Origin of the sequence: Patulibacter minatonensis DSM 18081, from assembly GCF_000519325.1 — a bacterium.
In the GTDB taxonomy this organism is placed as follows: Bacteria; Actinomycetota; Thermoleophilia; order Solirubrobacterales; family Solirubrobacteraceae; genus Patulibacter; species Patulibacter minatonensis.
On sequence record NZ_KI912613.1, the window covers coordinates 2,618,230 to 2,638,877 of the forward strand.

Sequence of the window (20,648 nt, forward strand, 5' to 3'; positions counted from 1 at the left end):
CGGCCCGACCCCGGACCACCCACCCCGGCCCCAGGCCGGACGAAGGACGCGCATGATCACGAACGACGACACCAGGTTCCACACCCCCGACGACGTGGCCCACGACTGGGCGGAGACGTACTACTTCGACATCCTGATCCCGGAGGCCGGGCTCCACGGGTTCGTGTACTTCGTCATGCGCGCCGGCGTCGGCGCGGCCGTCTGCGACGTCCAGTTCGTCGACCGCAATTCGGCAAGCCCGCACGCGGCGCGGTACGTCGACGTGCAGCACCACCTGCCGCTCCCCGAGCGGCTGGAGTCGTTCTCGCTCCCCAACGGCGCGAGCCTGGAGGCCCGGTCGGCGACGGAGTACCGGGTCGACTACGTCGGCGTCGACGACACCGAGGTCCACCTCGACTACACCGGCCTGATGGTCCCCTACGACATCCACGACCCGGAGATCGACCCGCTCGCGCCGCCGTTGCGCGAGGACGCGATCAAGAACAGCGGGTTCGGGACCGCGTACGCCAACCACTTCGACCTGGCGTCCCGCGCCACCGGCCACGTGATCGTGCGCGGACAGCGCTACGAGGTCGACGCGCCGGTCACGATGGACCACTCCTGGGGGCCCCGTCCCGAGCGCGCGATGGCCCCGATGACCTGGATCAACGCGAACTTCGAGGACGGCCTCCTGATGCACGGCATCTGGAAGTTCACGCCCGGCGAGCCGGGGACCGAGCACGAGTTCGCGCACGGATACGCGGTCGTCGACGGCACCACCCACGGCGGCGTGGGCGGCTCGATGCGGGTGGAGCGCGACGGGCTCCTGGGCCGCACGTTCGAGATGACGATCCAGGACCGGGACGGCACCGACCACCACATCACCGGGGCGCCCGTCACGAACCAGATCTGGTTCGCGTATGGCTGCTGCCCCGCCGCCGTCGCGATGGTCGAGTGGCGCACCGGCGACGGACGCGTCGGATACGGCACGTCGATGGAGTCCTTCCCGCTGGACCGCTTCACCGGCGGCAACCTCCCCGCGGCGATCGCATTGACGCACGAGGCGGCTCGGTGACCGGCACGCTGCCCCCGCTGATCGCGAACCTCCAGCGCGGCTGGGCCGGCGACTGCGACCTCCTCGTCGCCCAGTACGTCGAGGACTGCCGCTTCGAGGACAAGGCCTTCGGCGTCGTCCACGAGGGCCACGCCGGCATCCGCGAGGTCTTCGACTTCTCGTTCTCCCTGATGCCGGACTTCCGCGTCGAGTACCGGCGCTGGACCCTGAACGACGACGCCGGCGCCGCCGAGTGGGTCTTCACCGGCTCGTTCCACGGCGAGCACGACGGCACGAAGCACGAAGGAACCCCCGTGCGTCTGGAAGGCCTGTCGTTCATGACCTTCCGCGACGGCAGGATCGTCACGAACACCGACTACTCGAACATGGCGGCGCTCTCGGCCCAGCTCGGTCCGTCGCGTTAGGTACGGGCCGTTCGGGAATCTCAGCTCGTCGGCGTCGGTGAGGCGCGGCCCTCGCGCTTCCACCGGGCTTCCTCGGCGGACCACGGCGGCGGAGGCGCGAGTCCGTCGATCGCCCAGAGCGACGACGGGGTCTCGTCGGCGTGGAGCTCCCAGTGCAGCCCGCGATCGCCGGTGAACGGGGTCAGCGCCCGGATCACGCCGTCGAGCCAGGCGCGGCGGAGGTCGAGATCCGCGTCCACCCCGAGGTGCTCGGCGGCGTCGTCGAACCTGCGGGCGATGTGGTCGACGGCGATCCGGACGACGTCGCCGCGCGCCTCGCCGCCGACGAAGAACGTGCTCGGGTCCAGCTCGTGGAACAGCACCGTCACGTAGAACGCCGGAAGCCGTGGCCCGTCGGTGTAGAGCTTCGTGATCCCGGCCGCGATCGCGGCTCGATCGTCGGCCGAATACGTCGCGGTGGGCGAGGTGATCGTCCAGAGTGGCACCGGTGAGTCGTATCACACGACTCGAGACGCGGGCCGGGCTCGGCGGCTGTGCGGGCGCACCCGAGGTCCGTCGCCCGTTCGTAAATCGGGATGGCTCCCGCATGGGGGGCCGTTGAGCTACGACCCCGGCCTCCCGCCCCCGGATTCACCGAGGACCTTCGATTCGAGGAGTGCGTCGATCTCGCCGGCATCGAGACCCCAGTGGAGCAGCGCCTCCCGGTTGTCGGCACCGGGGTGCACGGGGGCGCGGTCGACGCATCCCGGGGTCCGGCTGAACCGGGGGGCGGGAGCGGGTTGGACCGTGCCCCCGACGTCGATGAAGGTCGAGCGCGCGCGGTTGTGCGGGTGCGCGACGGCCTCGTCGGGGTGCAGCACGGGGGAGACGCAGGAATCGACGCCGTCGAAGGCGGCGACCCATTCGTCGCGGGTGCGGGTGCGCACGACGCGGGCGATCCGCTCGCCGATCTCGGGCCAGCGCGTCTGGTCCCACTGCGGTGCGTCGTCGAGCTGCAGCACCCGGAGCACCTCGGCGTAGAAGTGCGGTTCGAGGGCGCCGATCGCGAGGTGCTCGCCGTCGGCGGTCTCGTAGACCTCGTACCAGGGGGCTCCGCTGTCGAGCCAGTTGCCGCCGGCCGGTGCGTCCCACATGCCGTTCGCCCGCATGCCGTGGACGAGCGCGCTGAGCAGGGCCGAGCCCTCGACCATCGCGGCGTCCACCACCTGGCCCCGGCCTGAGCCCCGGGCCTCGAGGAGGGCGCTGACGACCCCGAACGCCAGGAGCATGCCGCCGCCGCCGAAGTCGGCGACCAGGTTGAGGGGCGCCAGGGGACGGTCACCCGTGCGGCGGACCATGCCGAGCACGCCCGAGATCGCGAGGTAGTTGATGTCGTGCCCGACCTCGGCGTGCAGCGGACCGTCCTGGCCGTACCCGGTCATGCGCCCGTAGACGAGCCGCGGGTTGTCCGCCAGGAGCGCGTCCGGGCCGAGACCGAGGCGTTCCATGACCCCCGGCCGGAACCCCTCGAGCAGCGCGTCGCAGTCCTTCGAGAGGCGGGCGACGAGCGCCTGGCCGTCGGGATGCTTCAGGTCGACGGCGACGGAGCGTCGGCCGCGATTGAGGGGGTTCCAGGTGCCGGCCCCGGCGTCGGGCGGTCCGGCGCGATCGACGCGCAGGACCTCGGCGCCCATGTCGGCGAGCATCATCGCGGCGAACGGCGCCGGGCCGATGCCCGCGATCTCCAGGACGCGGATGCCCGCGAGGGGGCCGCTCACGGCTGGTCCGCCTGGAACTGCGGTGTCCGCCGCTCGACGAACGCGGCGACGCCCTCGTGCGGGTCGGGGGTCGTGAGGTGCATCTCGGTGAGCGCCAGCTCGTAGCGGGCGGCCATGTCCCACGTCATGTCGGCCTCGTCGTGGACCATCTGCTTCATGCGACGCAGCCCCCCGGGGCTCCCCGCCGCGAGGCCGTCGGCGAGCTCGGTGGTCGCCGTCTCGAGCTCCTCGTCGAGGACCGTGCGGTTCACGAGACCGGCGGCCTGCATCTCGGACGCGGTGTAGCGCTCGCCGGTGAAGAGCATCTCCTTCGCCTTCATCGTGCCCACGGCGCGGACGAGGTGGTGCGCACCGCCGACCGCCGGCAGCAGGCCGTACTTCGCATGACCGTCGGAGATCCGGGCGGACTCGGCTGCGACGACGAGGTCGCAGGCGAGGGCGAGCTCGAGGCCCCCGGCGACGCAGTGGCCGTTGATGGCCGCGATGACCGGCTTGCGCAGCGCCCGGAGGTCGCGCAGGACCTGGGACAGCGGCTCCAGGAACTGCGTGACGATGGCTTCGGCGTCGTGGCCGAGTCCGCGGACGAACGCGAGGTCGGCGCCGGCGCAGAAGACGGGCCCCGTCCCGGTGATCACGAGGCACCGGACCTCGGGGTCGGCGGCGACCTGGGCGATCCGGGCACCGAGGTCCGCGACGAGGTCGGGGTGCAGGGCGTTCATGCGGTCCGGGCGGGTCATGGTGATCCAGCCGACGGACCCGCGGAGCTCGTAGTCGAGAGTGCTCACGCGTCGAGCAGCTCGAAGCTGAAGTCGGTGATGCGGCCCTCGCGCTCCTCGGCGAACGCGACGCGGACCCGGGTTCCCGGGGCGATGGAGGCCACCGCGGCGTCGATGTCCGAGCAGTCCACGCCGTCGACGTAGTTCGCGATCGCGGAGTCGACGCCGTCGAGTCGGACGAAGGCGATCGCCACGGGGGTGGGGCGCTTGCCCTCGAAGCCGCGGACGACGACCGTGGAGGCCTCGATGACGCCCTCCTCGCCCGCCTCGGTCCAGCCGTCGCAGGGCTCGAAGCTGCGCTCGCAGTAGGCGCGCGGCGGGAGGTAGGCGAGGTCGGACGCCGAGCAGGTCGAGGCGAGGATCTTCCCGTCGCGCAGGCCGTCGAAGAACGTGCCGGCGACCTCGCCGATGGCGTAGTCGTAGCTGAGGGTCAGCTCCTGGTGCAGGACCGGGCGTGCGGCGGGTTCCGTGCTCATCGGGTGGGCTCCTGGGTGTCGCGGTGGTCGTCGCCGAAGAGGGTGACGTTCGTGAACTGCGCCATGCCGCCGATGGCGGTGGCGATCGTGTTGCGGACGCCGGTGGCCTGCAGCTCCCCGGCGGTCCCCATGACCTGGTTGGCGGCCTCGATCGCGCGCACCAGGCCGGTGATGGCGATCGGGTTGGTGCACAACGTGCCGCCGGAGGGGTTCACCGCCACGCCCCCGCCGTGCAGGTCCCAGGTCCCTTCGGCGTCCAGGCGCGGCGCCTCTCCGCCGGCACAGAACCCGAGCTGCTCGAGCTGGAGGTAGCCGATCAGCGAGTAGGGGTCGTAGAGCTCGGCGACCTGGATCTCACCGAACGGGTCGGTGATGCCCGCCCGGCCGAAGCATTCGCGGGCGGTCACGGCCGCGATCTCCATCTCGCCGAGGTCGAGGTCGGCCTCGTCGCTCAGGCGGTCGCCGAGCCAGTAGGTGTCGCTGACGCTGCTGAACCCGTTGATGAACGCCGGCCGGGGCTGGAACGCGTCGATCGTCTCGGCGTCGCCGAGGATCATGGCGGCACTGCCCGAGGACCGGGGGCAGACGTCGTAGAGCTTCAGGGGGTGCGCGATCAGCGGCGATTCGAGGACGTCGTCGACGGTGATCTCGCCTTTCAGGTGCGCGTACGGGTTCTTCAGCGCGCTGCGGCGCTGCCGGACCGGCGCTCGCGCGAGGTCCCGCTCGGTGAGGCCGTGGCGTTGGAGGTAGCGGCTGGCCATCAGGGCCACCGACGTGTTCGTCGACAGCGGCATGTCGCGCTCGTAGAAGGCGTCGAAGGTGAGGTTCAGGATCTCCTGGGCGTCCGCGGTCTCGTTCAGCCGCTCGGCGCCGACCACCAGGACGGAGCGGAACATGCGGGAGCGCAGCAGGCCGAGGGCGGCGTGGACGGCCGACCCGCCCGTCGATCCGCCGGTGTGGATCCGGAAGAACGGCTTGCCCGCGGCGAACACGTGGTCGACGGCCCACTGGTCGGCGTCGCTGACGCCCATGAAGAACGTGGGGGCCATGCAGTAGACGACCGCGTCGATGTCGTCCGGCCGCATGCCGGCGGCGTGCAGGGCGCCCACGGCGGCCTGTTGCGCCTGCTCGACGTACGTGACGTCGGGGTGCCGGGAGCCGAACCGGGTCTGGAAGGTGGAGATGACTCCGACGGGGTCGGTCATGCTGCGAGCCTCTCCGCGGCGTCGACGACGGTGACGACGCTGCCCTGGTGCGCGAAGCCGTTGCTGCTGTGCGCCACGGCTCGACGGACGTCGGGGACCTGGACGGGACCCGCCCGGCCACTGACCTGCAGGACCGCCTCGACGACGCCGACGAGGCCCGCCGCGGTCAGAGGGTTCTGCGCGAACGTCCCTCCCGAGGGCGAGACGCGGGCCACGCCGATCGGCAGCACGCGTGTCAGGGCGGCCTCGTGGAAGATGGTCGGCGTCTCGAGCTCGACGACGTCGACCGGCGCATCGCCGCCCGCCATGCGCAGGGCAGCGGCCCAGGCGGCGGTCGCCGACGCGGTCGCTCCGAGCCGTTCGCGGTCGAGCCGGTAGGAGTCGGTCGACCAGCCGACCCCGGGGATCGTCGCGATCGCCCGGTGCTCGGGGTGGCCGGCCATCCAGGCGTCGGAGGCGAGGACCAGGCAGGCCGCGCCGTCGGACTGCTCGGCGACGTGCCTGCTGCGGACCGGTGTGCTGACGTGCCCCGACGACGCGATCTCCTCGGGAGAGGCCACGGGACGCTCGACCGCTCGTGGGTTCTCCCGGGCTCGACGCATCGCGTCGTGCGTCCGCTGGTGCAGCTCGTCCTCCTGCAGGTCGTGCGCTGCGGAGACGGCCTGGGCGAAGAGTCCCTCGGCGACCGCGGCGTCCAGTCCGAGATCGCGATGGAAGAACGGTTCCCACCGGGAGTTCATCACGGTCGGGACGTCCGTCTTCGACGGTTTGCACCACGAGGCCACGAGCCCCAGTCCGAAGTCCCCGGAGAGGTGACGGGCCACCGCGAGGCCGAGCGCCGTGGCGCCGGAGTTCGTCACGCGGATCTCGTCCTTCAGGTACCCACCTGATGGCGCGGCGAGCAGCATGCTCGAGATCGGGCGGCCGTCGAGCTCGTCGCTCGCGCCCAGCGTGATGTTGTCCAGCTCGTCGCGCCGCACCCCGGCGTCGTCCAGCGCGGCCCGGGCCGTGCGGTAGGCGAGTTCCTCGAGGCGGACGTCGTCCCGCCGCTGCGCGGCGTCGGCGAGGGCGACGCCCAGAACGTGCACGGTCGGTCGGGATCTCGGCATGCAATTACCGTACAGTCGTTCAGTAGCAGGAGGCAACCCGACTACACTGCAGCCCGATGGCGACACGACAACGACTTCCGGGCGGGCAGCGACGCGAGCAGATCCTCCAGGCGGCGCTCGAGCTGTTCCGCACCCGCAGCTTCGACGCCGTCGGGATGCGCGACGTCGCTGCGGCCTGCAGCATGAGCCCGACGGGGATCTACTGGCACTTCGCGAACAAGGAGGCGCTGCTGATCGGGCTCTTCGACCGCCTCAGCGACCAGCTGCTGGACGGGGTTCGTACGGCGTCCCGGGTCGCCGATCCGCGCGCGAGGCTCGCGGGTCTCGTCGATTTCCACGTCGATCAGAGCCTGTCGGAGCCGGCGCTGATCCCCATCTACCAGCGCGAGGAGGCCGGCCTGCAGCCGACCGAGCGCGCCCGGGTGCGCCAGGTGCTCCGCGAGTACCTCGCCGCGTGGACCGATGCGCTCGTCGAGTACCGGCCCGACCTCTCGCCCGAGGCCGCCCGGACGATCGTGGTCGCGATCTTCGGGATGCTGAACTCGACCGCCTTCCACCGCAGCGACCTGTCGGGCCGACCGCTCCGAGCGCTGCTCATCGGACTCGCCGACCGGGTGATCGACCCGCCGTAGTGTGTCCGGCGCCGCACAACGTTTGCGCTTCTACCGTACAGCCGTTAGCGTCGCGTCAAGCGAAGTCGGAGGCGACGATGGCAGGGCAGGCGAGCACGGCGAGCACGACGGCGGTACCCGGGACGGCGGAGTCGATCGAGGTGCGCCGTCCGGCCGACGGCACCGTGATCGGGAACGTCCCGGTCCACACCGCGGCGGACGTGGCGGCGATGGCCGCGCAGCTCCGCGAGGCGCAGGTCGAGTGGGAGGCCATCGGCCCCCACGGCCGCAGGCTCTGGCTGCAGCGCCTCCGCGACTGGATGCTCGACAACGAGGACCGCCTGACCGAGCTGGTCGTCGCGGAGTCCGGGAAGGTCCACCAGGACGCGTCCGTCGAGGTCCCGACGTGCGTCGACATCATCAACTACTACGCCGAGCACGCCGAGGCGTTCATGGCCGATCGTCGCGAGCGTCCGCACAGCCCGGCGTACCTCACCAAGCAGCTGAAGGTCGTGCATCGGCCCCACCCGCTCGTGGGCGTCATCACGGCGTGGAACTTCCCGCTCGTGTCGCCGCTGATCGACGTGCCGCCCGCGCTGGCAGCGGGCTGTGCGGTGCTGTCGAAGCCCTCCGAGGCCGCGCCCCTGGCGTGGGGCGAGGTCGTCCGCGGGTGGCGCGAGGACCTCGCCGCACCGCCGGTGCTCGCGTGCGCGACCGGCTTCGGCGAGACGGGCGCGGCGGTCGTCGACGCGGTCGACATGGTCCAGTTCACCGGCTCCGCGGCGACCGGCCGGCGGATCGGGATCCGCTGCGCGGAGCGCATGATCCCCGCGGGCCTCGAGCTCGGGGGCAAGGACGCCATGATCGTCCTCGCCGACGCCGACCTCGAGCGCGCGGCCAACGGGGCGGTCTGGGGTGGCTTCTTCAACGCCGGCCAGGTCTGCGTCTCGGTCGAGCGCGTCTTCGTCGAGGCCCCCGTCTACGACGCGTTCGTCGAGAAGGTCGTCGAGAAGACCCGTGCGCTCCGGCAGGGCCCGGAGCGCGGACCGTTCGGAGCGGACGTCGGTGCGCTGGTGACCGACGCGCAGCTGCAGATCGTCGCGCGGCACGTCGACGACGCGCTCGCGCGGGGCGCGAAGGCCCCCGTCGGCGGAGGCAGGCGGCCGGGGCAGTACTTCGAACCGACGGTCCTCACCGACGTCACGGCGGACATGGAGTGCATGACCGAGGAGACCTTCGGCCCGACCCTCCCGGTGATGAAGGTGGCTGACGCCGACGAGGCGGTGCGGCTCGCCAACGCCTCGGAGTACGGCCTGTCGGCCGCGGTCTACTCCAAGGACCACGCCCGGGCGGAGGCCGTGGGTCGCCGGCTCGAGGTCGGCACCGTGAACATCAACAACTCCGCCATCAACGTCTTCCAGCTCTCGGTCCCGATGGGCGGCTGGAAGAACTCCGGACTCGGCGCGCGCTCCGGTGGCGCGGACGGGCTGCTCAAGTACTGCCGCAGCCAGACGATCACCGTGGACCGGTTCGAGCCCGCCTCGGAGCTCATCTGGTTCCCCTACACGCAGACCAAGGGACGGATCTTCAGCACCGTCTCGCGACTGATCGGCGGACGGGACCTCCGCCGTCGCTTCGGAATGAGGCCTCGATGAGGACGCACGACTACGACTGGATCATCGTCGGCTCCGGGTTCGGGGGGAGCGTCTCGGCGCTCCGCCTGGCCCAGAAGGGCTACAAGGTGGCGCTCATCGAGTGCGGCCGCCGCTTCGAGGACGACGACTACGCCGAGCGCATGACGCAGCTGCGCCGGTACCTCTTCATGCCGAAGTTCGGGATGAAGGGCATCCTGCGGCTGACGGCGTTCAAGGACGCGTTCATCCTCAGCGGCAGCGGGGTCGGCGGGGGCAGCCTCGTGTACGCCCAGACGCTCTATCGCGCCAAGCCCAGCTTCTACGACGACTGGCGCAGGGTCAGTGGCGAGGCCGAGGACCTGGCCGACTTCTACGAGGAGGCCGAGCGGATGCTCGGCGTCACCCCGACCCCGCGCCTGAGCGCCGGCGACGGGATCATGGCGGAGATCTCGAAGGACATCGGGGCCGGGGACACCTTCCACCCGACGCCGGTCGGCGTGTACTTCGGCGAGCCCGGCGTGACGGTCGACGACCCGTACTTCGGCGGCGACGGCCCGGCCCGCACCGGGTGCATCCAGTGCGGGCAGTGCATGATCGGCTGCCGCAACAACGCCAAGAACACGCTGCCCAAGAACTACCTCCACCTCGCAGAACGCCTCGGGGTCGAGATCATCCCCGAGCGGCAGGTCACGTCGATCGCCCCGATCGACGGGGACTCCGGCGAGACCGGGTACCACGTCGAGACCGAGCAGACCGGCTCGTGGATCTTCAAGCGGCACCGCCGGATGTCGGCCGCGGGCGTGGTCGTCGCCGCCGGCGCACTGGGCACCAACCAGCTGCTCGGGAAGTGCAAGACGTCCGGTGCGCTGCCGAAGATCTCCGACCGCCTCGGACAGCTCGTCCGCACGAACTCGGAGTCGATCCCGGCCGTCACGTTCCCCGACGACCGCGGGTGGAGCAACACCGTCGCGATCAGCGGCAGCATCTACCCCGACGAGCGCAGCCACGTCGAGGCGACCACGTACGGACCCGGCGGCGACCTCTTCAGCCTGATGTACACGCTGCTGACGCCCGACGGCAGTCGACTCACGCGGCCGCTCAAGCTGGTCGGCCGCATCGCGCGGCACCCGCGCGACTTCGCGAAGTCGCTGAAGGTCAAGGGCTGGTCGCGGCGGACCCTGATGCTCCCGCTCATGCAGACCGCCGAGGACTCCGTGCAGTTCGTGATGAAGACGTCGCGGCTGGGGCGCGCGAAGATGGCGACGAAGGTCAGCGAGGACAGCCCGATCAAGTCGTACCTCCCGATGGCCAACGAGGTCGCCGAGCGCGTCGCCGCGAAGACCGGAGGGCTGGCCCAGAGCACGACCGCCGAGGTCCTCGGCATGCCGATCACGGCCCACCTGCTCGGCGGTGCGGTCATCGCGGTGGACCCCTCCCGTGGCGTCGCCGACATGAACCACCGCGTCTTCGGCTACGAGAACCTCCTGATCTGCGACGGATCCTCCGTCCCCGCGAACCTGGGCGTCAACCCGAGCCTCACGATCACGGCGATGGCGGAGCGCGCGATGGCCGCGGTCCCGCCGGCGCCGGGTGCCGACTCGGCGACGACGGAGGTCGTGACCCCGCTCGACGTCCGGCTCGCGGAGCCGCGGGACGCGGCGGCGAGGGCGGCCCGGTGAGTTCCGCGGTCCTCGCGGAGGCGGCCGCCGACTGGCCGACGCTGGAGGCGCCGTCGCTCTGCGCGGCGTTCCAGCAGACCGCCGCTGCGCGGCCGGACGAGGTCGCGCTGCGGACCCCGGGCGGCGACGTCGAGATCACCTGGTCGGCGTACGCCGACCGGGTCCGGAGCATCGCCGGCGGCCTCGCGTCGCTCGGGGTGCAGGCCGGCGACATCGTGCTGCTCATGCTCACCAACCGGCCGGAGTTCCACCTCGTCGACACGGCCGTCATGCATCTCGGCGCGGTGACCGTCTCGATCTACAACACCTACCCGGAGGACGAGATCCGGGGCATCCTCAACGAGACCGGGGCGCGGGTGGTCGTGTCGGAGTCCGCGTTCGTCGACCGTGTCGCCGGTGCCGCCGGTGACGGCGTGCAGCTCGTCATGGCCGACGACGCGTCGCACCCCGGGACGATCACGCTGGGCGACCTGGAGGGCAGGGGCCCCGTGGACCCGGACTTCGACGCCACCTGGCGCGCCGTCGACGGCGACTCCGAGCTCACGCTGATCTACACGTCGGGGACCACCGGGCCTCCGAAGGCGGTCCGGTGCCTGCATCGGACGATGATGTTCCCGATGGGGTCGCTCCACCGGGTCGCCCCGATCGGACCCGACGGCCGGGTCGTGTCGTTCCTGCCCTTCGCGCACATCGCGGAGCGCTACTTCAGCCACTACGCCGCGATGGTGTTCGGCTTCTCGATCACCTGCTGCGCCGATCCCGCGCAGCTCGGTCGCGCCGTGGCGGAGGTCCACCCGACCCGGTTCTTCTCGCCCCCGCGCGTCTACGAGAAGGTCATGAGCGGGCTGCAGGCCGCCATCGCGGACCTGCCCCCGGACGAGCAGCAGACGACGCGCGCCGCGATCGAGGTCGGGTACGAGCGCGTCCGGGCCGAGCAGACCGGCGGTGGCGTGTCCGCGGAGCTCGCCGCCCGTCACGCCCGGGCCGACGACGAGGTCCTGCTCGGTCTCCGTCGACGGATCGGTCTCGACGTCGTGGAGTGGATCTCGGTCGGTGCGGCGCCGACGCCGTACCACGTGCTCGAGTTCTTCCACGCGATCGGCGTGCGCATCGCCGAGTTCTGGGGCATGTCGGAGTGCCTGCTCGCCCTCGCCAACCCGACGGCGTCCGCCCGGCTGGGCACGGTCGGCCGGGTCGTCCCGGGGGTGGAGGTGATGCTCGCCGACGACGGAGAGATCCTCGTCCGGGGCGAGAACGTGATGCCGGGATACCGCAACGCCCCCGAGAAGACCCGGGAGGCGATCGATCCCGCCGGCTGGCTGCACTCCGGCGACATCGCGACGCAGGACGAGGACGGCTACGTCTCGATCGTCGACCGCAAGAAGGAGATCATCATCAACTCGGCGGGGAAGAACATGTCCCCGTCGCGCATCGAGAGCCTCCTGAAGGGCAGCTCCGACCTCATCGGTCAGGCGGTCTGCGTCGGCGACGGCCGCAACTACAACGTGGCGCTGCTCGTCCTGGACCCCGAGGCCTCCAGGGCGTGGGCGCGGCAGAACGATCGGTCCGACGCGACCGTCGAAGAGCTCGCCACCGATCAGGCCGTCCGTGACCTCGTCGCGGAGGCGGTCGAGCGGGCGAACGGGCAGCTCGCCCGGGTCGAGCAGATCAAGTACCACGAGCTCCTGGGGACCGAATGGGTCGCAGGCGGCGAAGAGCTCACGCCGACCTCGAAGATCCGGCGCAGGACGATCAACGAGAAGTACGCGGACGTCATCGAGGGCATGTACGCCAGCGGCGAGCGATCCACCGCGGCGGGCAGGACCTGAGCCACGTCACGGGCGTGGCACCTCCGTCCGCGACGGCAAGGCTCGCGAATCGCCTCGTGGCCTCGACGCGTACTCGGGTCCCGGCTGAGGTCGAAACCGCCCCGCCCTGGAGAACGCGAAAGACCCGCCGAAGCGGGCCTTTCGTGAGAGAGCCTCCGAGCGGACTCGAACCGCTGACCCCTTCATTACGAGTGAAGTGCTCTACCAGCTGAGCTACGGAGGCCCGCGCGTCGTACGAGACGGGCGCGAGCGGGAAGAGTACCGACCCTGCCGCGATACCGTCCGCTCATGGGAATCCTCGCCTGGATCGTGCTGGGTCTGATCTCCGGGACCATCGCCCGGGCGGTCGTGCCGGGGCGCACGGACCTCGGGTGCCTGACCACCACGGCGGTCGGGGTGCTCGGCGCGCTGATCGGCGGAGCGATCGCCTCGGCGGCGGACGTCGGGGAGCTCGGCTCGTTCTACGACGGCGGGACGTGGGGCCTCGCGGTCGTCGGCTCGGTGCTCCTGCTGCTGGTGCTGCAGGCGCTCGGCGGGCGCAGGGGCGGCCGGCGACGCTGAGAGCACGTCCCGGTCCGGCGGGGTGCGCGCGGGTCGGGGCGCCGGCTCGATCGACGGGGTCCGCGGGTGGTCGACGGTCGCGACGACCGGTGCACCGGCGCTGATCCCGCGCCTCTAGTGTGCGGTGCATGTCCTGGAGCACGTCCGACATCCCGCAGCTCGACGGCCGGCGGGCCGTCGTCACCGGCGCCAACGGCGGCCTCGGCCTGCAGACGGCCCAGGAGCTCGCCCGGCGCGGTGCCCACGTGACCCTCGCGGTGCGCGACGTCTCGAAGGGGGCGAAGGCCGTCGACCGCATCTCGAAGGAGGTCCCCGGGGCGTCGCTCGCCGTCGAGACCCTCGACCTGTCGAAGCTCGCGTCCGTCCGGGCGTTCGCCGCCCGCGAGATCAGCGGCGGTGCGCCCCTGGACCTGCTCGTCAACAACGCCGGCATCATGGCGACCCCGCCGCGGGTCACCGAGGACGGGTTCGAGCTGCAGTTCGGCACCAACCACCTGGGCCACTTCGCGCTCACGGGGCTGCTGCTCCCGCTGCTGCAGGCCGCCGACGCGCCGCGCGTGGTGACCGTCTCGAGCGTCATGCACAAGGTCGGGACGATCGACTTCGACGACCTCAACTGGCAGCGGAGCTACGGCCCGTGGCGCGCGTACGGCCGGTCGAAGCTCTCGAACCTGCTGTTCGCCCGCGAGCTCCAGGCGCGGGCCGACGCCGCCGGCGTGCCGCTCCGGAGCCTCTCGTCGCACCCCGGGTACTCGTCGACGCACCTGCAGACCTCCGGGCCCGGCATGAGCGGCGGGATCCTCGGGAGGCTCAACGCCTGGGGCGGCCGGGTGGGCAACGCCCTGATCGCGACGAAGGACTCCTACGGCGCCCAGCCGTCGCTGTACGCCGCCACGCACCCGGAGGTCCCCGGCGGCGCGTTCGTCGGCCCGACGCGGCTGATGCAGACCCGCGGCCCGATCGGCCCGGTCCCGTCGAACGCGTCCGGGCGCGACATGGCCGTCGCGTCGCGCCTGTTCGACGTGTCCGAGGAGCTCACCGGCGTCTCGTTCGACCTGCAGCCCGCCGCCGGCTGACCCTGGCGATGCGTGTCCGTCCCCTGCGGTCGACCGGCGCCAGGATCGCCGCGACCGTCGTCCCCGTCCCCGCCCTCCTCGTCACGACCCTCGTCCTCGCCGGCTGCGGCGACGACGGGAAGACGGACCGCGCCGACGACGGGCCGCCCCCGGCGCGCTCGGCCCGGACGATCCAGGAGCTCCGGCCGGAGCGGGTGCTCGCCCGCGTCGAGGCCCTGCGCGGCCTGAAGGTGAAGAAGGCGCCGACGTTCGTCGTCCGGACGCCGAACGAGGCCCGCAAGGACGTCGAGAAGGCGCAGGACCGCGAGGCCGGCGGGAAGGAGAGCAAGCGGGAGGAGCGCACGAACCTGCAGCTCGTCACCCTGCTCGGCCTGCTCCCGAAGGGCATCGACCTCGACGAGCTCGCCGGGCGCATCACGTCACAGGGGACCCTTGGCTACTACGACGGCGACAAGAACGAGATGACGATCATCTCGAAGGGGCCGAGGCTCCCGATCGGCGTCGAGACGACGGTCGCGCACGAGCTGACGCACGCGATCGACGAGGAGCACTTCGGCGTCTTCGAGAAGGTCGTGGAGGACAAGGGCGACGACGACGCCCAGACCGCGTACCAGGCCGTCGTCGAGGGCAACGCCACCGACGTCGAGGAGCGGTACCGCAAGAAGTACCGGATCCCGCAGCCGGATCCGGCGGGCGACGCCGAGCAGCAGAAGCTGCTGCGCGACCTGCCGTTCGGGATCCAGCTCCAGCTCGGGTTCCCGTACGCCCTCGGGCAGGTCTTCATCGAGGCGATCCGCGGACGGGGTGGTGACGCGCTGGTGGCGAAGGCCCTCGGCAGGCGCCCTCCGCGCTCGACGGTCGAGATCCTGGACCCGTCCCGGTACCTCGAGCGGACGCCGGTGGTCAAGACCCCGCTCCGCCCGGCGTCCGCGCTCGGGCCCCGGTGGACGGAGCTCGACCGCGACTCGATCGGGGCGGCCGACGTCCTGGCGCTGCTGTCCGCGACCGAGGACGACGCAGCGATCGCCGCCCCGATCGCCCAGAAGTGGACCGGTGGCTCGTATCGCTTCCTGCGCCGCGGTGGAGCTGCCGAGAACGGGTGCGGCGTGCCGTGCGTCAGCCGCGACGCCGTCGTCGGGAGCGTCGCGTTCGGCGCGCCCGACGACGCCGAGGCGTTCGAGGAGGCGTTCGGGTCCCTGCTGGAGAAGCGCCGGGGGGCGAAGAGCGCCGGCGACCGGCGGTGGACCGTCGCCGGCGGCGGTGCCGCGGCGCGGGAGGACGGCTACGTCGTCACGTTCGCCTACGCCCCGACCCCCGGGCTCGCGGGACGCCTCGTGACCGACGCCCCGCAGACCCCGAAGCCCTGACGCGGGGTCAGTGCGCCATCGGCGCGACGACCCTCGGCGTGGCGTCCGCCGTCCTCCGGCGACCGGCCAGTGCGAACGCGATCACGACGTTCAGGACGGCGAGCCCGGCGGCGAGCTGGAGCCCGCGCTCGAAGCCGGCGGTCTGGGCGGCCGACGCGGCGACGCCCCGGCCGATCAGGTCGTCGACGTGGCCCGTGGCGATCGTCGTGATGATCGCCAGGCCCAGCGCCGAGCCCACCTGGTAGGCGGCCGAGAGGAGGCCGGAGGCCGACCCGGCGTCCTGGTCGGTGACGTCGGTGACCGCCCCGATCTGCGCCGGGACGCCGATCAGCGAGATCGACGCGCCGTAGAGCAGGAAGCCCGGCAGCAGGTCCGTCGCGTACGAGCCGCCGGCGGTCGCCGTGGACAGCAGCAGCAGCGAGCCGCCGCCGAGCAGGGCGCCGATCGCGATCGTGGTCCGCGCGCCGATCCGGCCGACGAGGTTCTGGGCGACGATCGCGCCGGCCACCGCGGTCACGCCCATCGGCACGAACTGCAGGCCGGTCTCGATCGCCGAGGCACCGCGGACGCCCTGGAGGAAGATCGCCGAGAGGTAGAACATCCCGATGAACGCGCTGCCGTTGAGCGCGAGCGCCAGGCCCGAGAGCGCCAGCGGGCGGGACCGGGCCAGGCGCGGCGGGACGAGCGGCGCGGCGGCGCGGGTCTCCACCAGCGCGAACAGGGCGAGCATCAGGGCCCCGCCGCCGAGCAGTGCGAGCACCTCGAAGGCGCCCCAGCCGAGCACGTCGGAGCGGATCACGCCGAGCACCAGGGCGCTGACGCCGGCGGTGCCGAGGACGGCGCCCGCCACGTCGAAGGACCGCGTGGTGGTGTCCGCGCGGCTCTCCCGGATCGTCAGCGGGATCGCGACCAGGGCGATCAGGGCGATCGGCACGTTGACGAAGAAGACCCACTCCCAGCCGAGGGAGTCGATGAGCAGGCCGCCCGCCACGACGCCGGCGGTGCCGCCGAGTCCGGCGAGGGCGCCCCAGACGCCCAAGGCGATGCCGCGCTCACGGCCGGGCGCGAAGGTCACGGTGACGATCGAGAGCGCCGCGGGGGAGAGCAGCGCGCCGCCGACCCCCTGCAGGGCGCGGGCGGCGATCAGCGCGCCGGAGCTCGGGGCGAACCCGGCGGCGAGCGAGGCGATCGCGAAGAGCCCGAGGCCGACCGACAGCATCCGCCGCCGTCCGAGGAGGTCGGCGACGCGGCCGCCGAGGAGCAGCAGCCCGCCGAACGTGAGCGTGTAGGCGCCGACGACCCACTGCAGGTCGATGGGGGAGAAGCCGAGGTCGGTCTGGATCGCGGGCAGCGCGACGTTGGCGATCGTCACGTCGAGGACGACCATGAACTGCGCGAGCGCCAGGACGGCGAGGGCACGCCAGCGACGCGGGTCGGGCGGTGCGGCGGTCGCCGGATCGGCGACGTCGGTGGGGGGTGCGGTGGACACGGGAGGTGCTCCGGTTCGGACGATGAACGATCCCGGTGGGAGAACGATTCATCACGTGAATGATCTGTCGGCGAGCACGATAGGGCACGGATCGAAATGATTCAAGTAGAAAATGATTCACGCGCTATGCTGGTCGGGTGATCGAGAACGATCCTTGCCTCGACGACGGCACCGACCCCGGCCTGACGGTCCTCCCCCGAGGCGTGGCCGAGCGTCGCGGGCTGCTCGTCTACAAGCTCGCCAACGAGCTGTTCATCCGGATGACCCCGCACTTCGAGGCCCTGGGCATCGACGGCCGCGACTACGCGCTGCTCGCCGTCCTCAGCAACGACGCGCCGGGGTCGCAGGCGGAGCTCGCGCGCCTCTGCTCCTTGCTGCCCGCGCAGCTCGTGCCGGTGCTCGACGCGCTGGAGAAGGGCGGGCTGGTCGAGCGCCGCCGCGACGACCGCGACCGCCGGCGCATGATCGTGCGGATCACCGACGGCGGCCGGGAGCGCCTGGCCGCCGCGGACGAGGCCGCCCGCATCATCGAGGACGAGCTGCTCGGCCCGGTCGACGACGAGGTCCAGGCGCGCCTGGGCGACGGCTTCCGCGCCGCGCTGCGCCAGACGACGCCCGCCGGCTGAACCCTCCGGCAGCCGGGCTCAGCGCGACCCGACGCCGGCGGTCAGCGCCTCGATGGCGCGCTCCGGGTCCGGATAAGGCCGCACCGACCCGTCGTGCGCGAGCAGCAGGAAGCGCTCGAGGCGGCGCAGGAACGCGCGATCGTGGGAGACCGCGACGATCGCGCCCTGGAACCCCTGCAGCGCGTGCTCGAGCGCCTCGCAGGAGTCGATGTCGAGGTTGTCGGTCGGCTCGTCCAGCAGCAGCAGGTTGCAGCCCTCGAGCTCGAGGCAGAGGATCTCCAGCCGCGCCTTCTGGCCGCCCGACAGCGTGTCGTGGGTGCGGTCGTTCGCGGCCACCAGGCCGTAGCGGGCGAGCGCCGACATCGCCTTGGCGCGATCGGGCAGCCGGCGCATGACGACCTGGAGCAGCGTGCCGTCGGCGAGCTCGGGCCGGACGTTCGTCTGCGCGAAGACGCCCGGCACGACCCGCGGGCCGACGACGAGCTCGCCGTGGTGGGCGATCCCGTCGATCACGGCCGCGGGGCCGCCCGGCTCCTGCGCCGCCCGGCCGCCCGCCGCGGAGCCGACGCCCGCGACCTCGGCCGCCGCGCCCGCGAGCAGCCGCAGGAGGTGGGTCTTGCCGGAGCCGTTGGGGCCGATCAACCCGATCCGCTCGCCGGCGTGGATCTCGTCGGTGATCGGCTCGGTCAGGTCGACGACCTGCACCGCCCGCAGGTCGAGCACGCGGCGCGCGGAGTCGGCGCCGCTCAGCCCGACCTTGATCGCGTGGTCCTGGACCGGCGGGGGCGGGGGCCCGGCGGCGACGTAGCGCTCCCAGCGGGTCTCGGTCGCGCGGGCGCGGGCGGCCATCGCCTCGGAGATCCGGGCCTGGATCTTCAGCGTGTGGACCAGGGCGCGCAGGCGCTTCTCCTCCTCGTGCCAGCGCTCCAGGGCGTCGCCGAGGCGCTCGTTGCGCTCCCGTCGGGCCTCCGGGTAGTCCGCGTAGGAGCGGCCGTGCACCCAGGCGCCCGAGCCCTCGAGCGTCACGACCGTGTCCGACGCGCGCGCGAGCAGCTCGCGGTCGTGGCTGATGAAGAGGATCGTCTTGCGGCTGCCGCGGATCGCCTCCTCGAGGCGGTGCTTGCCCGGGAGGTCGAGGAAGTTGTCGGGCTCGTCGAGCAGGACGAGGTCCGCGTCGCCGCCGAGCAGGAGCTGCAGCACGAGGCCCTTGCGCTCGCCGCCGGAGAGCGTCGCCGCCGGCCGGTCGCCCACGTCGGTGAGCCCCAGCCCGAGGACGCGCCGGCACGCGGCGTCCCACGCGCCCTCGAGCTGGTACCCGCCGCCGGTGGACCACGCGTCGAGCGCCTCGGCGAAGACCATGCCCGCGGCGGCGGCCCGGTCGGGGTCGGGGTCGGTCGTGTCGAGCTCCGCGGTCGCCATCCGTGCGCCGACGGCCGGGAGCTCGCCCGGGGCGACGGAGAGCAGGAGGTCCCGGACGCTCTGGTCGGCGACCTCGAGCCCCACGTCCTGCGGCATGAACGCGACCGTGCCGTCGGCGTGGACCTCGCCCTCGTCGCGGTCGAGGACGCCCGCGAGGATCCGCATCAGCGTGGTCTTGCCGACGCCGTTGGCCCCGACGAGCGCCGCATGGCGCCCCGCGGGGACCCGGAACGAGACCCCGGAGAACAGGAGATCGCCGCCGGGGTGGGCGTAGGCCAGGTCGGTGACGGCGATCGTCGACATCGGACGGGCACGGTCGCAGACGGCGCGGTGCCGCGCGGTCCGGGGCGCCCGCCGCCGCGGTGGGGTTCGAGTACGGCGGGCGCGGGCGGCGGGCCTGCGGTGCGGGTCGCGGGCGCGCGCGTGCGACCATCGCCCCATGGGACTCGCCGACATGCGCCGCAGCTACGACGGGACGCCGCTGACCGAGGCCGACCTGCACGAGGACCCGATCGTCCAGGTCGCCCGCTGGGTCGCGGAGGCCCACGACGAGCTCAAGGACGCGACGGAGGTCAACGCGATGGCCGTCGCGACCGCCGACGCGCGGGGTCGCCCGTCGGTGCGGATGGCGCTCCTGAAGGACCTCGACGAGCGGGGCCTCGTCTTCTACACGAACCTCGACTCGCGGAAGGGCCGCGAGATCCGCGAGAACCCGTACGCGTCGCTCTGCCTGCACTGGCAGCCCGTGTACCGGCAGATCCGCGTGTCGGGGCCGGTCGTCGAGGTCTCCCGCGAGGAGGTCGACGCGTACTTCGCGGGCCGGCCGCCGGACAGCAAGCGGGGTGCGTGGGCGTCGGAGCAGAGCGCCCCGATCGCCGATCGCGCGGCGATCGAGGCTCGGATGGAGGAGCTCGGGCGGCGGTTCCCCGACGACGACGCGATCCCGACCCCGACGAACTGGGGCGGCTTCCGCGTGGAGCCGGACGAGATCGAGCTCTGGCAGGGCCGCCCCGACCGCCTGCACGACCGCTTCCTCTGGACCCGCGAGGGGGACGGGTGGACGCGGGTGCGGCTCCAGCCGTAGGGCAGCCGCCGCGCCGCGCCGGGCCTCGCCCCGGCGGGGCTTCAGGGCTGGCACCGGCGTCGGCGGAGCGGGCGGGAGGTCGCCGGATGACGCTGTTCGCACCGCGGCGACGGACCGCGGTCCGTCCGTGACGGAATGTACCTGGGAATCGGTCGATGCGGACGCATCCGATCGGTGGACCCGGTCGTTCTAGGGGGTGAACGGATCGCCTCCGGGTGTTCCGCAGGTCGCCTCGGTGGCCGTGCCTCGTCAAACGTCAGCAGGAGTGCCCGTGCCGCTCGGAATCGGACCCATGGAGATCGTCATCGTGCTGGTGATCGCGCTGGTCGTGATCGGCCCCGCGAAGCTCCCCGGCATGGCGAAGTCGCTGGGCACCGGCGTGCGGGAGTTCAAGGACTCGCTGTCCGGCGATTCCGACGATCGCGACGAGACCCCGGCGCCCCAGGCGACCGTCGGCTCCGCGCGCAGCGAGGCGGTCTAAGCTCCCATGCG

At 72.4% G+C, this 20,648-nt stretch carries 20 protein-coding genes and 1 tRNA gene; 12 read left to right on the forward strand and 9 right to left on the reverse strand.

Translation table 11 applies throughout. The features are described from left to right. Positions 1-52: 52 nt before the first annotated feature. Together PATMI_RS0112085 and PATMI_RS37445 are read left to right on the forward strand one after the other, a co-directional pair. The gene (locus PATMI_RS0112085; protein WP_026911080.1) at positions 53-1,054 is read left to right on the forward strand and encodes a DUF7064 domain-containing protein; all 1,002 of its coding nucleotides are present in this window, start codon (positions 53-55) and stop codon (positions 1,052-1,054) included. Then, positions 1,051-1,458, forward strand: a complete 408-nt coding sequence (locus tag PATMI_RS37445; RefSeq protein WP_026911081.1) for a nuclear transport factor 2 family protein — start codon at positions 1,051-1,053, stop codon at positions 1,456-1,458. The genes PATMI_RS0112085 and PATMI_RS37445 overlap by 4 nt, the downstream gene beginning before the upstream one ends. Positions 1,459-1,478: 20 nt before the next feature. On the opposite strand, the gene PATMI_RS0112095 is transcribed toward PATMI_RS37445, so the two are convergent. From PATMI_RS0112095 to PATMI_RS29565, 6 genes are all read right to left on the reverse strand, one after another. After that, positions 1,479-1,943 carry a tautomerase family protein gene (locus tag PATMI_RS0112095; protein ID WP_026911082.1) on the reverse strand — a complete coding sequence of 155 codons (465 nt, stop codon included), beginning with the start codon at positions 1,941-1,943 and terminating at the stop codon, positions 1,479-1,481. A gap of 117 nt (positions 1,944-2,060) precedes the next feature. Next, entirely contained in the window at positions 2,061-3,215 is a 1,155-nt protein-coding gene (locus PATMI_RS0112100) for a CaiB/BaiF CoA transferase family protein (RefSeq protein WP_026911083.1), read from the reverse strand. Beyond that, the gene (locus PATMI_RS0112105; RefSeq protein WP_026911084.1) at positions 3,212-4,000 is read right to left on the reverse strand and encodes an enoyl-CoA hydratase/isomerase family protein; all 789 of its coding nucleotides are present in this window, start codon (positions 3,998-4,000) and stop codon (positions 3,212-3,214) included. Before PATMI_RS0112105 ends, PATMI_RS0112100 begins: the two co-directional genes overlap by 4 nt. Next, complete coding sequence (locus PATMI_RS0112110; protein WP_051471466.1) at positions 3,997-4,467, reverse strand: Zn-ribbon domain-containing OB-fold protein; 471 nt, start codon at positions 4,465-4,467, stop codon at positions 3,997-3,999. Before PATMI_RS0112110 ends, PATMI_RS0112105 begins: the two co-directional genes overlap by 4 nt. After that, a complete protein-coding gene (locus PATMI_RS0112115; RefSeq protein ID WP_026911086.1) occupies positions 4,464-5,672 on the reverse strand; it encodes a thiolase family protein in 1,209 nt (402 codons plus the stop codon). Before PATMI_RS0112115 ends, PATMI_RS0112110 begins: the two co-directional genes overlap by 4 nt. Then, entirely contained in the window at positions 5,669-6,781 is a 1,113-nt protein-coding gene (locus PATMI_RS29565; RefSeq protein WP_051471469.1) for a thiolase C-terminal domain-containing protein, read from the reverse strand. The genes PATMI_RS0112115 and PATMI_RS29565 overlap by 4 nt, the downstream gene beginning before the upstream one ends. Positions 6,782-6,837: 56 nt before the next feature. Here PATMI_RS29565 and PATMI_RS29570 point away from each other — a divergent pair, with 56 nt between their 5' ends. The 4 genes from PATMI_RS29570 (at position 6,838) to PATMI_RS29580 (ending at position 12,534) form a co-directional block, all read left to right on the forward strand. Next, the gene (locus tag PATMI_RS29570) at positions 6,838-7,413 is read left to right on the forward strand and encodes a TetR/AcrR family transcriptional regulator (RefSeq protein WP_036725749.1); all 576 of its coding nucleotides are present in this window, start codon (positions 6,838-6,840) and stop codon (positions 7,411-7,413) included. Positions 7,414-7,490: 77 nt separating this feature from the next. Next, positions 7,491-9,047 (forward strand): aldehyde dehydrogenase family protein, encoded by a 1,557-nt coding sequence (locus tag PATMI_RS0112130; RefSeq protein WP_051471474.1) that lies wholly within the window; start codon positions 7,491-7,493, stop codon positions 9,045-9,047. Beyond that, on the forward strand, positions 9,044-10,705 hold the full coding sequence (locus tag PATMI_RS29575; protein WP_084269900.1) for a GMC family oxidoreductase N-terminal domain-containing protein: 1,662 nt from the start codon (positions 9,044-9,046) through the stop codon (positions 10,703-10,705). The genes PATMI_RS0112130 and PATMI_RS29575 overlap by 4 nt, the downstream gene beginning before the upstream one ends. Further along, positions 10,702-12,534: an AMP-dependent synthetase/ligase gene (locus PATMI_RS29580; RefSeq protein ID WP_036725751.1), complete on the forward strand. Its 1,833-nt coding sequence runs from the start codon at positions 10,702-10,704 to the stop codon at positions 12,532-12,534. The genes PATMI_RS29575 and PATMI_RS29580 overlap by 4 nt, the downstream gene beginning before the upstream one ends. A 150-nt stretch (positions 12,535-12,684) precedes the next feature. Here the strand turns inward: PATMI_RS29580 and PATMI_RS0112145 are convergent. Then, positions 12,685-12,757 (reverse strand) — tRNA-Thr (locus tag PATMI_RS0112145). Between the two features lie 65 nt (positions 12,758-12,822). On the opposite strand from PATMI_RS0112145, the gene PATMI_RS0112150 reads away from it, so the two are divergent. The 3 genes from PATMI_RS0112150 (at position 12,823) to PATMI_RS0112165 (ending at position 15,538) form a co-directional block, all read left to right on the forward strand. Then, positions 12,823-13,095: a GlsB/YeaQ/YmgE family stress response membrane protein gene (locus tag PATMI_RS0112150; protein WP_026911088.1), complete on the forward strand. Its 273-nt coding sequence runs from the start codon at positions 12,823-12,825 to the stop codon at positions 13,093-13,095. 128 nt (positions 13,096-13,223) lie between these two features. Further along, the gene (locus tag PATMI_RS0112160) at positions 13,224-14,171 is read left to right on the forward strand and encodes an oxidoreductase (RefSeq protein ID WP_026911089.1); all 948 of its coding nucleotides are present in this window, start codon (positions 13,224-13,226) and stop codon (positions 14,169-14,171) included. Positions 14,172-14,179: 8 nt separating this feature from the next. Next, positions 14,180-15,538, forward strand: a complete 1,359-nt coding sequence (locus tag PATMI_RS0112165) for a hypothetical protein (RefSeq protein WP_026911090.1) — start codon at positions 14,180-14,182, stop codon at positions 15,536-15,538. A gap of 7 nt (positions 15,539-15,545) precedes the next feature. On the opposite strand, the gene PATMI_RS0112170 is transcribed toward PATMI_RS0112165, so the two are convergent. Further along, a complete protein-coding gene (locus tag PATMI_RS0112170) occupies positions 15,546-17,027 on the reverse strand; it encodes an MFS transporter (RefSeq protein ID WP_026911091.1) in 1,482 nt (493 codons plus the stop codon). Between the two features lie 137 nt (positions 17,028-17,164). On the opposite strand from PATMI_RS0112170, the gene PATMI_RS34490 reads away from it, so the two are divergent. After that, on the forward strand, positions 17,165-17,653 hold the full coding sequence (locus tag PATMI_RS34490) for a MarR family winged helix-turn-helix transcriptional regulator (RefSeq protein WP_051471476.1): 489 nt from the start codon (positions 17,165-17,167) through the stop codon (positions 17,651-17,653). An 18-nt stretch (positions 17,654-17,671) separates the two neighbouring features. Here PATMI_RS34490 and PATMI_RS0112180 read toward each other — a convergent pair whose 3' ends face one another. Continuing rightward, positions 17,672-19,375, reverse strand: coding sequence for an ATP-binding cassette domain-containing protein (locus PATMI_RS0112180; protein ID WP_026911092.1), 1,704 nt, complete (start codon positions 19,373-19,375; stop codon positions 17,672-17,674). 136 nt (positions 19,376-19,511) lie between these two features. Here PATMI_RS0112180 and pdxH point away from each other — a divergent pair, with 136 nt between their 5' ends. Both pdxH and PATMI_RS0112190 read left to right on the forward strand, forming a co-directional pair. After that, on the forward strand, positions 19,512-20,156 hold the full coding sequence (gene pdxH / locus PATMI_RS0112185) for a pyridoxamine 5'-phosphate oxidase (RefSeq protein WP_036725754.1): 645 nt from the start codon (positions 19,512-19,514) through the stop codon (positions 20,154-20,156). A gap of 292 nt (positions 20,157-20,448) precedes the next feature. Next, positions 20,449-20,637 (forward strand): Sec-independent protein translocase subunit TatA/TatB, encoded by a 189-nt coding sequence (locus PATMI_RS0112190; protein WP_036725757.1) that lies wholly within the window; start codon positions 20,449-20,451, stop codon positions 20,635-20,637. Positions 20,638-20,648: the final 11 nt, after the last annotated feature.

Bases quoted from the DNA above. Each gene is read 5' to 3' on its own strand.
- PATMI_RS0112190 (WP_036725757.1), top strand. From the start codon at position 20,449: ATGGAGATCGTCATCGTGCTGGTGATCGCGCTGGTCGTGATCGGCCCC.
- PATMI_RS0112130 (WP_051471474.1), top strand. From the start codon at position 7,491: ATGGCAGGGCAGGCGAGCACGGCGAGCACGACGGCGGTACCCGGGACG.
- PATMI_RS0112150 (WP_026911088.1), top strand. From the start codon at position 12,823: ATGGGAATCCTCGCCTGGATCGTGCTGGGTCTGATCTCCGGGACCATC.
- PATMI_RS29565 (WP_051471469.1), bottom strand. From the start codon at position 6,781: ATGCCGAGATCCCGACCGACCGTGCACGTTCTGGGCGTCGCCCTCGCC.
- PATMI_RS0112115 (WP_026911086.1), bottom strand. From the start codon at position 5,672: ATGACCGACCCCGTCGGAGTCATCTCCACCTTCCAGACCCGGTTCGGC.
- PATMI_RS0112160 (WP_026911089.1), top strand. From the start codon at position 13,224: ATGTCCTGGAGCACGTCCGACATCCCGCAGCTCGACGGCCGGCGGGCC.
- PATMI_RS0112165 (WP_026911090.1), top strand. From the start codon at position 14,180: ATGCGTGTCCGTCCCCTGCGGTCGACCGGCGCCAGGATCGCCGCGACC.
- PATMI_RS29575 (WP_084269900.1), top strand. From the start codon at position 9,044: ATGAGGACGCACGACTACGACTGGATCATCGTCGGCTCCGGGTTCGGG.
- PATMI_RS0112110 (WP_051471466.1), bottom strand. From the start codon at position 4,467: ATGAGCACGGAACCCGCCGCACGCCCGGTCCTGCACCAGGAGCTGACC.
- PATMI_RS0112085 (WP_026911080.1), top strand. From the start codon at position 53: ATGATCACGAACGACGACACCAGGTTCCACACCCCCGACGACGTGGCC.
- pdxH (WP_036725754.1), top strand. From the start codon at position 19,512: ATGGGACTCGCCGACATGCGCCGCAGCTACGACGGGACGCCGCTGACC.
- PATMI_RS0112180 (WP_026911092.1), bottom strand. From the start codon at position 19,375: ATGTCGACGATCGCCGTCACCGACCTGGCCTACGCCCACCCCGGCGGC.
- PATMI_RS29570 (WP_036725749.1), top strand. From the start codon at position 6,838: ATGGCGACACGACAACGACTTCCGGGCGGGCAGCGACGCGAGCAGATC.